Below are 14,891 nucleotides of genomic sequence, written 5' to 3' on the forward strand. Positions count from 1 at the left end.
CGGTGCCGCGGCGCACCCGCCGGCTTGGGGGTGGGCGCTCGGCGCCGCCGCCGCCAGCCACGCTGCGATGGGCGTGGCGGGGCTGCTGCCGCGCAACCGCCTGCTCGGCCCCAACCTGTCGCGCCTGCCGGACGCCGCGCGCCGGCGCGGCGAGGTCGCGCTCACCTTCGACGACGGGCCGGACCCCGAGGTGACCCCCCGGGTGTTGGACCTGTTGGACGCGCACGGCGCCACGGCGTCTTTCTTCCTGATCGGCCGCCGCGCCGCCCGGCACGCGCCGCTGGCGCGCGAACTGGTCCGGCGCGGCCACAGCGCCGAGAACCACACCCAACGCCACCTCCGCGGCTTCGCCGCCCTGCCGTTCGGGGCGATGCGGCGCGAGATCGCCGCCGCGCAGGACGCGATCGCCGACGCAGCCGGCGGGGCGCCGCGCTTCTTCCGCCCGCCCGCCGGCATGCGCAGCCCCCTGCTGGACCCGAACCTGGCGGCGGCCGGTTTGCTCCACGCGTCCTGGACCCGCCGCGGCTACGACACGGTCCGCCGCGACCCGGACGCCGTGCTGCGCCGCCTGGGACGCGGCCTCGCCGCCGGGGACGTGCTGCTGCTGCACGACGGCAACGCCGCCCGCGCCCGGGGCAGCGGGGCGCCCGTGGCGCTGGAAGCGCTGCCGGAACTGCTCCGCCGGATCGCGGACGCGGGCCTCAGGGCCGTGTCGCTGCCGCGGGCGGTCCCGGTTGGGGAGACGGTCGCCGACGGCGGCGCCGGAGCAGGACGGGGAGCCGCAGCATCGCGCCGAGGACCAGCCGTGTGTGCATCCAGGTGAGCAAGGCGTTGTCCCGCACGTAGCGGAAGTGCGACACGCCGCCTTCGGCCGCGGACAGGTAGCGCACCGGCGCCGGCAGGTTCACCGCCCGCACGCCTTGCCAAGACAGGCGCACCGCGGCCTCCGGGTCGAAATCGAAGCGGCGCATCCAGCGCGTCCGCTCCATGACGGCCAGGAGCGGCGCGATCGGGTAGACGCGGAAGCCGCAGAGCGAGTCGCCGATCCCGGCCCAGCCGGTCTCCAGCCCCGCCCACCAATTGGACACGCGCCGCCCCCGCACCCGGACGGCCGGCGCCTCCGGCCCGAACACCGGCAGGCCGAGCACCATCGCGCCGGGGTCGGCGCGGGAGGCCGCCACGAAGGCCGGGATGCGATCGGCCGGGTGCTGCCCGTCCGCATCCATGGTGAGGGCGTGGGTGAAGCCGGCCGCGGTCGCTTCCCGCAACCCGTGCAGCACCGCCGCGCCCTTGCCGTGGTTCCGCGGCAGGGCGAGCACGCGCACCCCCGGGTCGTCGGCCGCCGTCGCGGCGCGGAGCGCTTCGCCCGAGCCGTCCGTGCTGCCGTCCACCACCGCCCACACGTCCGGCCAGTGCGCGCGGGCGGCGCGGACGGTCCGGACGAGCTGTGCGCCGCTGTTGAAGCTCGGAATCAGGACCAAGTGCCTCACGCCGCGGCGCTCCCCTCCTCCTCGACGCTGCCGGCGCGCAACTCGCGGCGGAAATACGCTTCCATCCCCGACACGAAAGCCTCCGGGTCGCGACCCATCGCAAAACGCTCCCCGAGGCGCACCCGGAACACCAACGGCAGGTCCGGCGGCCGGCGGAGCAGCGGCCAGCCCTTCCTCAGGTACATCGAATCGGCCTCGATCAGCACGGTCTGCACCGGCGCCCCGGCGGCCCGCGCCATCACCGCGAAGCCGCGGGTGAAGCGGTCGATCGGCGGCCGGGCGGTGCGGCTGCCCTCCGGGAACACCATGAGCTGCCGCCCTTCGCGCACCGCCTCGGCGGCGCGGCGGATCATCGGCAGCGGCGCGTCGTTCCGGACATAGCCCGCGAGCCGGACGCCGCCGCCCAGGAACGGGCTGTCCCACAGCGAGGCCTTGGTGATGCACACCACGCGCGGCAGGCGCGAGATCAGCAGCACGGCGTCCATCATGGTGGGGTGGTTGGACGCCACCACGAGGGAGCGCTCGTCCCGCAAGGCGTCGAGCGGCGACAGGTCCACCCTCAGCACCCCGAGCGCCCGCATCACCCAGAGCGCCCAGCGGAAGCCGGCGGAGATGCCCGATTGCCCCAGCGGCTCGCCGATCCGCCGCGGCAGGACGCGGTGGAGGAGCGAAGCGGGCAGGCTCCACAGGAGGCAACTCACCCCGAACACCGCCACCGCGGCGTAGAAGGCCGTCGTGTAGTAGAGCGACCCCGCGCGGCGCGGCGGCAGCGCGCTTTCGGCCTCGGCTCGGATCATGGCGTTTCGCCGGTTCACCACCCGTCCTGTTTAGCATCTCGCCGTTGCGTGGTGCGTGTTGTAGGCTGGATCGCAGGTTGAATGACAGTCCGCAAACGAGGCGTCGCAGGTGGTCGCAGGGTCGGGGGTGACGAAGGCGGCGGGGGCGGAGCCGCACCGCCCGTTGACGCGGTGGTACGGGGCGCCGGCCGAGCGGGCCGGTTTCGTGCGCGCCCTCTTCAACGGCACCGCCGCCGATTACGACCGCATCAACGGCGTGTTCTCGTTGGGCACCGGCGGCTGGTACCGGCGGCAGGCGCTGCGCCGCGCCGGCTTGGCCCCGGGCCAGCGGGTGCTGGACGTGGCGGTCGGCACCGGCTTGGTCGCGGCGGAGGCCGTGCGCGTGCTGGGCGACCCTGGCGCCGTCACCGGCCTCGACCTGAGCGAAGGGATGCTGGCCGAAGCGCGGCGGCGGCTGCCCGGCGGCGCCCGGCTCGTCCAGGCGCGGGCGGAGGCGCTGCCGGTCGCGGACGGGAGCGTGGACTTCCTCAGCATGGGCTACGCGCTGCGCCACGTGTCGGACCTCGGCGTGGCCTTCGCGGAATACCAGCGCGTGCTGCGCCCGGGCGGCCGGGTCCTGCTGCTGGAGATCGGACGGCCGGAGGGGCCGGCCGCCCGGACGCTGCTCAAGGCCTACCTCGGCCGCGTGGTGCCAGCGCTCTGCCGCTGGACCGCGCCGCGCCGCCGCGCCGGGCAGCTCATGGACTACTACTGGGACACCATCGAAGCTTGCGTGCCGGCCGACACCATCCTGCGCCACCTCCGCGGCGCCGGCTTCACCGAGGTCCGCTGCGACACCTCGCTCGGCGTGTTCAAGGCCTACTCCGGCCGCCGGCCGCCCGAAGCGACCTGATCCCCGCCGTGTCCGCAGCATCGCCGCCGCGGCCGGACGGCCGTGACGCCGCCGGCCGCGCCGAGTTGGCCGCCCTCGCCGCCGCCGTGTCCGCCCGCTACGCCGGCGCGTCCCGCTTCGCGCGGGGCTTCGTGGACGGCAAGCTCCGCCACGACCCGGCGACGCCCGCCCTGTTGCGCCTCGCGGCGCGCGAGCCCTTCGGCGCCGTGGTGGACCTCGGCTGCGGCCGCGGCCAGCTCGGCCTCGCGCTGCTGGCCGCCGGCTTGGCCGAGCACCTCACCGGCCTCGACCGCGACGCGGCCAAGCTCGCCGAAGCGAGGCGGGCGGCGGCGGGCCTGCCCGCGGACTTTACCGAAACGGACCTCGCGGCGCCCGATCCGGCCCTGCCCGGCTGCGACACCCTGCTGATGGTGGACGTGCTGTACCAACTGCCCGAAGCCGCGCAGCGCCCGCTGCTCGCCGCCGCCGCCCGCGCCGCGCGCCGCCGCGTGCTGGTGCGCGCCTTCGACCCCGACCGCGGCTGGCGCAGCGCCGCCGGTTACGCGGTGGAGGTGCTGGGCCGTGCGGTCCGGGGCAACGGCAACGCCATCCACCCGCTGCCGCTCGCCGGAGTGGCCGCGCCCTTGGAGGCCGCGGGCTTCGCGGTTTCCGTCTCGCCTTGTTGGGGGAACACGCCCTTGCCGAACGTCCTGCTGGTGGCGGAGCGCGCCGGGGCATGAGGTCCGCCGTCGCCGCGCTGACGACCGGCGCCCTTTGCCTGGCGCCGCTCCTCGCCGTCCCGGCCCCCGCCCGCGCCCAGCCGACGGTCGCCATCCCCGCGCTGCCCGCCGGCGGCGCCCAGGCGCCGGAGCGTCGGCCCCTGTTCGAGATCGGCGTGTTCGGCGGCGGCGGCTGGGTGCCGGACTACCCCGCGGCCGGGCAGAACCACTGGCGCGTCCTGCCGGCGCCCTACCTGATCTACCGGGGCGAGGTGCTGCGGAGCAGCGACCGCGGCGTGCGCGGCCGGCTCTTCCGGAACGGCGACCTCGAATTCAGCCTGAGCTTCAACGCCGCTTTCGGCGCCCGCTCGCGCGACAACCGCGCCCGCGAAGGCATGCCGGACATCGACTACCTCGGCGAGGTCGGGCCGGCCCTGCGCTACGTGGCGTGGCGCGGCGACGGCGGGCGGCGCCGGATCACCCTGGAACTGCCGGTGCGCGCCGTCTTCTCGACCGACCTGTCCGACATCGACTTCCGCGGCTTCACGGCGGCGCCCGAGGCGGCCTTCGAGCACGTCGGCCTGTTCCACCCGGCGGCGCGCACGCGCGTCAGCATCGGCCCCGTCTTCGCCTCCGGCCTCCTGTCGGACTACTTCTACAGGGTGGAGGACCGGTACGCCCGCCCCGGGCGGCCGGCCTACGACGCTTCGGGCGGCTACCTCGGCACGCGGCTGACCTTCTCCCACCGGCGCCCGCTGACGGAGCGCATCTCGGTCGGCGGCGGCGGCCGGGTCGAGAACTTCACCGGCGCCGCCAACGCCGACAGCCCGCTCTACAAGCGCGAGTGGAACCTCACGCTGTTCGCCGGCGTCTCCTTTTCGCTCTACCGGTCCGAGCGGACGGTGGACTCGGCGTCGGAGCCGTTCGACTGAGGGCGCGGCCGGCCTATTGGATCTCGCTCTCCGGCGGCGGCACCCGCACCTCGCGCTGCGTCTCGACGTGCTCCACGCCGGCCACCGACCGCAGCCGGTCGAGCCTGTCGGCGGCGATGGAGCCGGTGAGCACGCCGATCGCCGCTTCGCGCCCTTGCACCGTCATCCCGGACGCCTCGGCCGCCCGCGCCACCTCGTCGAACCGTCCGAGGTGCGAGTCGTCCACGCTGACCGATACCTTCACTTCGGCCATGAGCGGCCTCCTCCGAGCGCGTCCGCGCCCCGCAGCCTGCGCCTGGGACGCGGCGGGTTGAAGGGGGCGCCGCATCGACGCGGCGCCCCTCGCTCTCGCCCCGGTCAGGGCGCCTGGACGAGCCCCGCGCCCACGTCGCGCGCCGGCAGCTCCAGCCGGCGGGCCGATTGCACCAGGATGCTCATCAGCGCCCTGCCGCGCGCCTCGGGGTCGGCCTCGGCGTAGAGGGCGGCCACGCCGCTGACGTGCGGCGTCGCCATGCTGGTGCCGTTGATGGCCCGGTGCAGCAGCGGCCGCGGCCAGCTCGACCGCACCGCGACGCCCGGCCCGGCGATGTCCACCTGCCCGCCCTGCGGGTTCAATCCGCCGCAAGAGAAGGAAGCGACGTGGAAGCGCGAGTCGAGCGCCGCCACCGCCATGATGGACGGGCAGTTCGCCGGGTGTCCGACCGGGGCGATGGAGCCGGGCCGTTCGCTCTCGTTGCCCGCCGCGGCGATGATGACCGTGCCGGCGCGGAGCGCGCGCCGCGCCGCGGTCTCGAACACCCGCGAGTGCGTCTGGCCCGGCCCCACCGGCGCGCCGAGCGACATGGACACCACCGCGCATCCGTTGGCGATGGCCCACTGGATGCCGGCCAGGATGCCGGCGTCCGCGCCGCTGCCCGCGTTGGACAGCACCTTGCCGGCGAAGATCTCGGCGCGGCAGGCGACGCCGTAGCGCGGCAACGTGTTCGGCCGGTCGGAGCCGAGCGCGGTGCCGATGCAGTGCGTGCCGTGCCCGTGCCCGTCCTGCGCCTCCTCGCCCTGGATGAAGGAGCGCATGGACACGGCGCGGCCGACGAAGTCCGGGTGCCCGGCGTCGAAGCCGGTGTCGAGCACCGCCACGCGGACGCCCTTGCCGGTGAAGCGGGAGGCCGGCACGCCGATGGCTTGCAGCCCCCAGGTGACCTCGTCTTCCCGGAAGGACGGCGCGGCCTCCGCGGCGGCTTCCGCGTCCTCGCCGCCGGTCAGGCCCTCGTAGAGGTTCACCAGCGCGTCGCGGTAGCCGCGGATGTATTCGAGCTGGACCCCGCCGCGGGACAGCCCTGCCGGCGGCGACGGCGGCAGCAGCCGCGACGGCGCCACGCCGGGCAGCAGCGTTTCGCCGATGGCGTGGACGATGCGCTCGGGCTCGATGGCCATCACGCCGCTCTCGCCGGCGGCGGAAAGGGCGCCGACCTGGTCCGGCTGGGCGTCCACCACCGCGACGCCTAGGCCCTCGAACACGATGCCGCCGGCGGCGTCCAGGCTTTCGGGGGTGACGGCGGCGGCGGAAAAGTCGGCGGAGCTGGCGACCTTCAACCCCGCCACCTTGTTCAGCGTTTGCGCGCCCGAGGCTCCCTCGCGCAACAGGACCAGGAACCGCCCGGTCGTGCCGGGCGCCGGGCCGGGCGAACCGTCGCCGCCCCAGCCGCCGCCGCCCGGAGCGGAGCCAGCCGGTCCAGGCTTCCTTGCCTTCGGTGATGTCGCCACTGCCGCCTCCTTGGCATCGCGCGCGGGGCCTCCGCGCGGCTCGCGGGCATTCCCCGCTCGGGGCCGGGGGTGGCGCCGCGGCAGGCGCGCGGGAGCGCCGCCCGTCCCGGTTCTGCTCCCGGCTCCGGAATGCTAAGTCGCCGGAAGCCGGCGCGATGTGTCGAAGATCACAGGGCGGGACTCCGCCCGGCGGCGCGTCAGCCCGCCCGCGCGTCGAACCGGAACCCGTCGCCCCACCGCCCGATGTGTCCCATGGACGGTGAGGGGAAGTGCGCGGTGCAGACCAGCGTGCCGGTGCCGCAATGGCATTCCAGGAAGCGCCGCCGCGTGGCCGCCGCCTGCGTCCCGTCGAAGTCGGCGCGCATGGACATCTCGGGGTGGCGCGCCTGCAAGGGCGAGTGGATCAGGTCGCCCGTCAGCACCGCCGCCGTAGCGCCGCGCCCAAGCTCCACGGCGAAGTGGTCCGGCGTGTGCCCCGGCGTCGGCTGGAGCCGGACGTGGTCGTCGAGCGCCATGTCGGTGCGGACGAGGTCGGCCCGGCCCGCCTCCACGATCGGCAGCACGCTGTCTTCCATGACCGGGTTCGCCGCCTTGGCGTGCTCCGCCGACCAGTGCGCGAACTCCTTCTCGCCGAAGAGGTAGCGGGCGTTCGGGAAGGTCGGCACCCAGCGCCCGTCTTGGAGGCGGGTGTTCCAGCCGACGTGGTCCACGTGCAGGTGCGTGCACATGACGTAGTCGATCTCCTCCGCGTGCACGCCCGTCGCCGCCAGGCCCCGCTCCCAGGCGTCGTCCTTCCGCATGTTCCAGAAGGGCCGCGCCGGCCGCGGCTTGTCGTTGCCGACGCAGGTGTCCACCAGGATCGTGTGGCGCGGGGTGCGGACCAGGTAGGACTGGACGCAGAGCCGCAGCTTGCCGGTGGCGCGGTCGAGCGCGCCGGCGTCCTCCAGCCAGGCGCGGTTCCCGTCCAACCTGTCGCGCGTGAGGGTCGGGAAGAACTCCAGCGGATCGAACAGGGGCTCTTCCTGCTCGACGATCCGATGGATCGTCAGGTCGCCGACCCGCATGGCCTGTGCCGCCGCCGTCATGCCCGATCCCCTTCCTGGCCCGCGGCGGCATCCTGACGCGCGCCGCCGCTCCGGGCTAGAAGCAGAACATGCAGCACACCTCGCCGATGCTGGCGACGCTCGTCCTCGTCCTGGCGTTGGCCCTGTTCTTCGGCGCGGTCGCCCGCGCCTTCCGCTTGCCGCCGTTGTTCGGCTACCTGGTCGCAGGCTTCGTGGTCAGCCCGCACACGCCGGGCGTGGTGGCGCAAGCGGAGTTCACCGCGACCCTGGCCGAGGTCGGCCTAGGGCTCCTCCTGTTCAGCGTCGGGTTGCACTTCGAGCCGCGCGACCTGTTGGCGGTGTGGCGGATCGCCTTGCCCGGCGCGGCGCTGCAGGTGGCCTTCGCCACGGCGCTCGGCGCCGCGTTGGGGGCTGCGGCGTTCGGCTTCCCGGCTGGGCCGGCGGCCGTGTTCGGCCTGACCCTCGCCATCTCCTCCACCGCCGTCTCCACCCGCACCTTGGAGGACCGCGGCCAACTCGGCGGCCCCGCGGGGCGGATCGCGCTCGGTTGGCTGGTGGTGCAGGACCTGCTGGTGGTGCTGGCGCTGGTGCTGCTGCCGGCGGTGGCGGGCGACGGCGCCGGCGCGGACGGCCTCCCGGCGGCGCTGCTGAAGACGGCGCTGGAGTTGGCGGCCTTCGCCGCGCTCGTCTTTGTGGTCGGCCGGCGCTTCCTGCCTTGGGCGCTGTCGGGACTGGCGCGCAGCGGCTCGCGCGAGCTGTTCACGCTCGGCGTCGTGGTGTCCGCGCTCGGCGTGGCCTACGCGGCGGCGGGCCTGTTCAACGTGTCCTTCGCGCTGGGCGCGTTCTTCGCCGGGGTGGTGCTGGGCGAGAGCGACCTCGGGCACCAGGCCGCGGCCGACACCGTCGGCCTGCAACGGGTCTTCGCCGCGCTCTTTTTCGTCTCGGTCGGCATGTCGCTCGACCCCGCGGCGCTGCTGGCGGCGCCGGTGGTGTCGCTGCTGGCGCTGGGGGCGGTGCTGGTGGGCGTCGGAGGGGCGACCTTCGCGCTGCTGCTGGTCCTCCGCGTCGAAGCGGCGACGGCGGCGGCGGTGGCCGGCGCCATGGCGCAGATCGGCGAATTCTCCTTCCTGCTCGCCAAAATCGCCACCGACGGCGGCGTCCTGCCGCCGGAGGCCGGCGCGCCCGTCCTCGCCGCGGCCTTCGGCGCCATACTGCTCACGCCGTTGACGCTCCGGGCGGCGCTGGGCGCGGCGCGGCTGCTGCGCGCTTCGCCGCGCTTCCGGTCCTGGGAGGTGGGGCGGCGCGGCAGGCCCGTCCGCCCGCCGCCGGGCGCCGTGCTGCGCGATCACGCGATCCTGGTCGGGCACGGCCGGGTGGGGCGCGTGGTCGCGGAGGCGCTTCGCCGGCACGGGATGCCGTTTGTCGTGATCGAGGGCGACCGGCGCAACGCCGAGCACGCCAAGGCGGCAGGCGTCCCCGCGATCTGGGGCGACGCGGCCCGGCCGGAGGTGTTGGCGGCGGCGCGGCCGGAAGCGGCGCGGCTGCTGGTCCTGGCTTTGCCGGACGCGGAGGAGTCGGCGCGGGTGCTGGCCCTGGCGCGCCGCGCCAACCCGGGCGTCGCCGCCGCCGTCCGCGCCCACTCGGACGGCGAGGTGGAGCTGCTCACGCGGGACGCCGCGGTGGGGCTGGTGGTGATGGGCGAGCGGGAAACCGCGCTGGGCATGGCGGACTTCGCCCTGCGGCGCCTCGGCCTGGACGCGGGGGCGGCGCAGGACACGGTGGACGCGCTGCGGGCGGCGATGCCGGGCACCGCCGTCCCGTAGCAGGGGCACGCCGCGTCGCCTTGCCGGCCCCGCGGCGCGCTTCCGGCGTGGGAGGCGCGGCTCGGGCGTTGCCGGGGCGGGCGCGCGTTTCGTACCGCCGGCACGAGAAGCATTCACGGGCATGAATGCCCGCCAGCGGTGTGCTTGACGCTCCCCGCCGCCCGCCCATCCTGCCGCGTCCGGCAGAATGGTGGAGGAGTTGAGCGCGTGGGGGATGTGCTAATCGTGGGGGGCGGCGTCGGGGGCCTGACCCTGGCGCTGTGCCTGCACCGGAACGGCGTCCCCTGCGTGGTGCTGGAAGCGGCGCCGGAGTTCCGGGCGCTGGGGGTGGGCATCAACATCCTGCCGCACGCGGCGGCCGAGCTGGCCCGCCTCGGCTTGGAGGAGGAACTGTCCCGCGTCGCCGTGCTGGCCGACCGAGCGAGCTTCTTCAACCGCTTCGGCCAACTCGTCCACAGCGAGCCGCTCGGCCGCGCCGCCGGCTACCCCCACCCGCAATTCTCCATCCACCGCGCCGACCTGCACGGGGCGCTGCTCCGCGCGGCGCGGGATCGGCTGGGGGAGGGCCGCGTGCTGATGGGCCGCCGCCTGCTCGCGGCGGAGCAGGACGGGGGCGGGGTCACGCTAGGCTTCGCGCCCGACGGGTCCGGCGCCGCGCCGCCGCCGGTGCGCGGCGCGGTCGCGGTGGGCTGCGACGGCATCCACTCGGTGCTGCGCCGCCAACTCCACCCCGACGAGGGCGAGCCGAAGTACACCGGCTACAACATGTGGCGCGGCGTCTCGCCCTGGTCGCCCATCCTTACGGGCGCGACGCTGGCGCGCGTCGGATGGCTCGCCACCGGCAAGATGGTGATTTACCCGATCCGCGACGCGATCGACGCCGAGGGGCGACAGCTCCTCAACTGGGTGTTCGAGATCGAGACCGGCACCTACCGCAGCCGCCGCGACTGGAACCTGCCCGGCAGCATCGAGGACGTGCTGCCACGCGTGGCGGAATGGCGCTTCCCCTGGCTCGACGTGCCGGCCATGCTCCACGCCTCGGAACAGGTGCTGGAATACCCGATGGTGGACCAGGACCCTTTGCCGCGCTGGACCTTCGGACGCCTGACGCTGCTCGGCGACGCCGCGCACCCCATGGTGCCGCGCGGCTCCAACGGCGCCGGCCAGTCCATCCTCGATGCCCGCTGCTTGGCGGACGCGCTGGCCCGGATGCCGGACGATCCGGCGGCGGCGCTCGCCGCCTACGAGGCGGAGCGGCTGCCGGCCACGACCCGAGTGGTGCTGACCAACCGCACCAGCCCGCCGGACGCGATCCTGCGCGTGGTCCACGAGCGCACCGGGGACAAGCCCTTCGCCCGCATCGAGGACGTGATGTCGCGCGAGGAGATGCTGGCCATCACCGGGAGCTACAAGCGCGTCGCCGGCTACGACCTGGAGCGGTTGCGGACGGCGGCGGGAGACGATTGAGGAGCCGAGGGATGCGCAACACCGAAGGGATCTGGCGCCACGTGGACCGGCGGGGCGAGGAGTACGCCGCCTTCAGCGACCGCGTCTGGGGGATGCCCGAACTCGCCTACGCCGAGCACCGCTCCTGCGCCGAGCACACCGCCATGCTGGAGAAGGAGGGCTTCCGCGTCGTCAAGGAAGTCGCCGGCATACCGACCGCGGTGCTGGGCGAGGCGGGAGAGGGCGGGCCCGTCATCGCCATCCTCGGCGAGTACGACGCGCTGCCCGGCCTTTCGCAAGAGCCGGGCGTCGCGGAGCAGCGCCCGTTGCCGGGCGACGGCGTCGGCCACGGCTGCGGCCACAACCTGCTCGGCGCCGCCTCGCTGCTCGCCGCGGCGGCGGTGAAGGACTGGCTGGCTGAGAACAAGTTGCCCGGCCGCGTCCGCTACTACGGCTGCCCGGCGGAGGAAGGCGGCGCGGCCAAGGGCTTCATGGTGCGCGCCGGCGCCTTTTCCGACGTGGACATCGCCATCTCCTGGCACCCCTCCGCCTTCTCCGGGGTGAACGAGGCCCTGTCGCTGGCCAACACGCGCATCGACTTCTCCTTCCACGGCCGCGCGTCGCACGCCGCCGCCGCACCGCACCTCGGCCGCAGCGCGCTGGACGCGGCGGAGCTGATGAGCGTCGGCGTGAACTACATGCGAGAGCACATGCCGAACGATGCGCGCGTCCACTCCGCGTACTTGGACGCTGGCGGCGTGGCGCCGAACGTGGTGCAGGCCACAGCGCGCGTGCGTTACCTGATCCGCGCCGGGACCTTGCCGGAGCTGAAGCGCCTGATCGAGCGCGTGCGCAAGATCGCGGAGGGCGCCGCGCTAATGACCGAGACGCGCGTGGAGGCCAAGGTCATCAGCGGCGTCGCCAACCTGCTCGGCAACGCGCCGCTGGAGCGGGCCATGCAGGACAATTTCGACCGCCTCGGCCCGCCCCCCTTCGACGCCGCCGACCGTGCCAAAGCCGCCGAGTACCAAGCGACGCTGACGGAGGAGGACATCGCCTCCTCCTGGCGCAAGACGGGCCTGCCGCAACGGGATGTGCCGCTGTGCGACGCCGTGGTCCCGCTGGAAGCGCGGGGCGCGCCCATGATCGGCTCGACTGACGTGGGCGACGTGAGCTGGGTGGTGCCGACCGTGCAGGCGCGGGGCGCCACCTACGCCATCGGCACGCCGGGCCATTCCTGGCAGCTCACCGGCCAGGGAATGTTGCAGGCCGCGCACAAGGGCATGGTCCACGTCGCCAAGGTCATGGCGGGGACGGCGGTGGACGCGGTACGCGACCCCGACCTGGTCGCCCGCGCCAAGGCCGACTTGGCGGCGCGCACCGCCCGCACGCCCTACGAGAGCCCGATGCCGCCGGACGTGAAGCCCCCGCTCGGCATGTCGAAGGGAGCCGCCTGATGCCGCAACGCTTGGACGAGAGCGCGAAGGGCGTCTTCGTGATCGCGCCGACCCCGTTCCGCGAGGACGGCGCGCTGGACGAGGCCAGCGCCGAGCGCATGACGGACGCCTTCCTCGCGGCCGGCGCCTCCGGCCTGACCATCCTCGGCGTCATGGGCGAAGCACCCAAGCTCGACGCCGAGGAGGCGCGGCGCTTCGTTTCGCTGGTGCTGAGGCGCGTGGGCGGGCGCGTGCCGGTGATCGTCGGCGTGTCCGCCCCCGGCTTCGCCGCCATGCGCGCCCTCGCGCGCGCCTCGATGGAGGCCGGCGCGGCGGGCGTTATGATCGCCCCCCAATCCGGGCTGCGCGGCGACGACGCGGTGCTCTCCTACATGGCGGGCGCGGCGGAGGCGGTGGGCGACGCGCCCTGGGTCTTGCAAGACTACCCGCAGCTCACCGGCGTCCACATGTCGCCGGACATGGTCCGCCGCATGGCCGAGGCCCACCCGCGCCTGGTCATGCTGAAGGCCGAGGACTGGCCCGGCCTCGACAAGATCACCACGCTCCGCCGCCTGTCGGACGAAGGCAGGATGCGCCGCCTCTCCATCCTCGGCGGCAACGGCGGCCTGTTCCTGCCCGAAGAACTGGAGCGGGGCGCCGACGGCATCATGACCGGCTACGCCGTGCCGGAGATGCTGGTGCGCGTCTGCCGCCTCGTCGCGGAAGGCGACCGCACCGCGGCGCACGACCTGTTCGACCTGCACCTGCCGCTGATCCGCACCGAGCACCAGCCGGGCCTCGGCCTGGCGGTGCGCAAGTACGTTCTGCGCCGCCGCGGCATCATCGCCTGCGAGGCGCTCCGCGCGCCGGGACCGAAGCTCTCGGCCGAGACGCGGGCGGAGGTGGATTGGCTGCTGGACCGGCTGTCGCGGCGGGACCGGGCGGTGCGGCTCTGAGCGGGCGGCGCTCGCAAGGGTTCAGGCGCCGCCGCGTTGCAGGATCTCCACCCGCACGCCGTCCGGGGCCTGGAGGAAAGCCATCTTGAACCCCGGCCTCGGCGAGTGCGGCTCCACCGCGAATTCGGCGCCCCTGCGCCGGAGTTCGGCGACCGCCGCGTCCAGGTCCGGCACGGCGAGGCCGATGTGCTCGACGCCCAGGAACGGCGCGGCCGGCGGGCGCGCCGTGCCGGGCGGCACCTCCTCGATGAAGAGCGGCACGCCGCCGAGCTTGACGACTACGCGCAGCGCCGCCCCGTTCTGCATCCGGCCGACGGGTTCGGCGTCGAGCATCTCGACGTAGAAATCCGCCGTCCGCACCGGATCGGGGCTCCTGAGGTGGACGTGGTCCATGGTGAAGCGCGTCATGTGGGGCTCCTGACAGCGGGATCGGGGCGGCGCGCGGCGTGGCCCGCGCCGCCGCGGGAGGGGTCGCGCCGGCGGCGTCAGCCCTCGAGGGTGATGTTGTTGTCGCGGATGACCTGGCCCCAGCGCTGGACTTCGGCGTTGAGGAAGCGGCGCGTCCGCTCCGGCCCGCCCGCCACCACGTCGGCGCCTTGCTCCTCGATCTTGGCGCGAAGCTCGGGGTTCGTGAGCACGGAAGCCAGGGCCTCGTGCATCCGCTGCACGATCGGCGCGGGCGTGCCGGCGCGGCCGAGCATGGCCCACCAGGTCGGCGCGTCGAAGTCCGCGAAGCCCTGCTGCGCGAAGCTCTTGACGCCGGGCACGTGGCGGCTCTCGCCGGCGGTGGTCACGCCGAGCGGCCGCAGCGCGCCGGAGCGGATCTGCGGGTTGGCGGTGACGGCCGGGAGGCTGGCCAGCGGGACCTCGCCGGAAAGCACGGCCTGGAGGGCGGGCCCGCCGCCGCGGTAAGGGACGTGCGCCAGCTTGAAGTCGCCCATCTGCTGCAACAGCGTGGTGGAGACGTGGGCCAGGGTGCCGATCCCGGCGGTGCCGTAGCTTATGGCATCGGGCGCCTTCTTCGCCGCGGCGACCAACTCGCGCAGGTTCGCCCAAGGGGCGGCCTTGCCCGCGACCAGCACGAGGGGGCCGGTGGCCACCAGGCTGACCGGCGCGAAGGCCTGCATCAGCCGGTAGGGCAGGCGCATGGTGGTCTGGTTGGTGGCTTCGGTGTCGTAGACCATCAGCCAGGTGTGGCCGTCCGGTGCCGCCCGGGCCGCTTCCATGGCGCCGACGGAGCCGGATGCGCCGCCGCGGTTCTCGATCACCACCGGCTTGCCGAGCGCCTCGGCGAGCTTGGGCTGGAAGACGCGGGCGATGATGTCGGTGCCGCCGCCGGGCGGGAACGGCACGATCACCCGGACCGGGCCGCTGGGCCAAGGAGCCTGCGCGCGCGCCACGAATGGCGCGGAGAGGCCGGCGGCGCTCAAAGCGAGGACATTGCGGCGGAGCATGAGCGGAACCTCAAGTTGTTCCTATAAAGTAACGTAATATGTACGACGTCGCAACAGAAATTCGCTACTTTAGTGAAATAAAACGGCGGGCCTTGAAAGTATCCGAACGCGGGCGGCCCCCGCGGGGCGCCGGCCGGCG

General features: G+C 74.5%; 14 protein-coding genes and 1 pseudogene. 8 read left to right on the plus strand and 7 right to left on the minus strand.

All coding sequences use genetic code 11. From position 1 onward, the window contains the following. Positions 1-67: 67 nt before the first annotated feature. Positions 68-466, plus strand: a pseudogene (locus ABD067_RS12800) (polysaccharide deacetylase family protein); the annotation flags it as partial. Positions 467-701: 235 nt separating this feature from the next. Here the strand turns inward: ABD067_RS12800 and ABD067_RS12805 are convergent. Together ABD067_RS12805 and ABD067_RS12810 are read right to left on the minus strand one after the other, a co-directional pair. After that, positions 702-1,490: a glycosyltransferase family 2 protein gene (locus tag ABD067_RS12805; RefSeq protein WP_343895692.1), complete on the minus strand. Its 789-nt coding sequence runs from the start codon at positions 1,488-1,490 to the stop codon at positions 702-704. Then, positions 1,487-2,287: a lysophospholipid acyltransferase family protein gene (locus ABD067_RS12810; protein ID WP_343895693.1), complete on the minus strand. Its 801-nt coding sequence runs from the start codon at positions 2,285-2,287 to the stop codon at positions 1,487-1,489. The genes ABD067_RS12805 and ABD067_RS12810 overlap by 4 nt, the downstream gene beginning before the upstream one ends. A gap of 109 nt (positions 2,288-2,396) precedes the next feature. On the opposite strand from ABD067_RS12810, the gene ABD067_RS12815 reads away from it, so the two are divergent. The 3 genes from ABD067_RS12815 to ABD067_RS12825 are packed head-to-tail and all read left to right on the plus strand — an operon-like array spanning position 2,397 to position 4,809. Next, positions 2,397-3,179: a class I SAM-dependent methyltransferase gene (locus ABD067_RS12815; protein WP_343895694.1), complete on the plus strand. Its 783-nt coding sequence runs from the start codon at positions 2,397-2,399 to the stop codon at positions 3,177-3,179. Between the two features lie 8 nt (positions 3,180-3,187). Further along, a complete protein-coding gene (locus ABD067_RS12820; RefSeq protein ID WP_343895695.1) occupies positions 3,188-3,898 on the plus strand; it encodes a class I SAM-dependent methyltransferase in 711 nt (236 codons plus the stop codon). Further along, on the plus strand, positions 3,895-4,809 hold the full coding sequence (locus ABD067_RS12825) for a MipA/OmpV family protein (RefSeq protein ID WP_343895696.1): 915 nt from the start codon (positions 3,895-3,897) through the stop codon (positions 4,807-4,809). The genes ABD067_RS12820 and ABD067_RS12825 overlap by 4 nt, the downstream gene beginning before the upstream one ends. A gap of 13 nt (positions 4,810-4,822) precedes the next feature. Here ABD067_RS12825 and ABD067_RS12830 read toward each other — a convergent pair whose 3' ends face one another. The 3 genes from ABD067_RS12830 to ABD067_RS12840 form a co-directional block, all read right to left on the minus strand. Next, positions 4,823-5,062 carry a hypothetical protein gene (locus tag ABD067_RS12830; protein WP_343895697.1) on the minus strand — a complete coding sequence of 80 codons (240 nt, stop codon included), beginning with the start codon at positions 5,060-5,062 and terminating at the stop codon, positions 4,823-4,825. A 104-nt stretch (positions 5,063-5,166) separates the two neighbouring features. After that, positions 5,167-6,450 carry a S8 family peptidase gene (locus tag ABD067_RS12835; protein ID WP_343895698.1) on the minus strand — a complete coding sequence of 428 codons (1,284 nt, stop codon included), beginning with the start codon at positions 6,448-6,450 and terminating at the stop codon, positions 5,167-5,169. A 320-nt stretch (positions 6,451-6,770) separates the two neighbouring features. Beyond that, positions 6,771-7,658, minus strand: coding sequence for an MBL fold metallo-hydrolase (locus ABD067_RS12840; protein ID WP_343895699.1), 888 nt, complete (start codon positions 7,656-7,658; stop codon positions 6,771-6,773). A gap of 68 nt (positions 7,659-7,726) precedes the next feature. Between ABD067_RS12840 and ABD067_RS12845 the strand changes: the two genes are divergently transcribed. The 4 genes from ABD067_RS12845 (at position 7,727) to ABD067_RS12860 (ending at position 13,298) form a co-directional block, all read left to right on the plus strand. Then, positions 7,727-9,460 (plus strand): cation:proton antiporter domain-containing protein, encoded by a 1,734-nt coding sequence (locus tag ABD067_RS12845; protein WP_343895700.1) that lies wholly within the window; start codon positions 7,727-7,729, stop codon positions 9,458-9,460. A 207-nt stretch (positions 9,461-9,667) separates the two neighbouring features. Continuing rightward, positions 9,668-10,927, plus strand: coding sequence for a flavin-dependent oxidoreductase (locus ABD067_RS12850; protein ID WP_343895701.1), 1,260 nt, complete (start codon positions 9,668-9,670; stop codon positions 10,925-10,927). Between the two features lie 11 nt (positions 10,928-10,938). Next, positions 10,939-12,363: a M20 family metallopeptidase gene (locus ABD067_RS12855; protein ID WP_343895702.1), complete on the plus strand. Its 1,425-nt coding sequence runs from the start codon at positions 10,939-10,941 to the stop codon at positions 12,361-12,363. After that, the gene (locus ABD067_RS12860) at positions 12,363-13,298 is read left to right on the plus strand and encodes a dihydrodipicolinate synthase family protein (protein ID WP_343895703.1); all 936 of its coding nucleotides are present in this window, start codon (positions 12,363-12,365) and stop codon (positions 13,296-13,298) included. Before ABD067_RS12855 ends, ABD067_RS12860 begins: the two co-directional genes overlap by 1 nt. Positions 13,299-13,319: 21 nt before the next feature. Here ABD067_RS12860 and ABD067_RS12865 read toward each other — a convergent pair whose 3' ends face one another. Beyond that, positions 13,320-13,706: a VOC family protein gene (locus tag ABD067_RS12865; RefSeq protein WP_343895704.1), complete on the minus strand. Its 387-nt coding sequence runs from the start codon at positions 13,704-13,706 to the stop codon at positions 13,320-13,322. Between the two features lie 77 nt (positions 13,707-13,783). Continuing rightward, positions 13,784-14,752 carry a Bug family tripartite tricarboxylate transporter substrate binding protein gene (locus tag ABD067_RS12870; protein ID WP_343895705.1) on the minus strand — a complete coding sequence of 323 codons (969 nt, stop codon included), beginning with the start codon at positions 14,750-14,752 and terminating at the stop codon, positions 13,784-13,786. Between the last annotated feature and the right edge of the window lie 139 nt (positions 14,753-14,891).

Source organism: Craurococcus roseus, assembly GCF_039523795.1.
GTDB classification, from domain to species: Bacteria; Pseudomonadota; Alphaproteobacteria; order Acetobacterales; family Acetobacteraceae; genus Craurococcus; species Craurococcus roseus.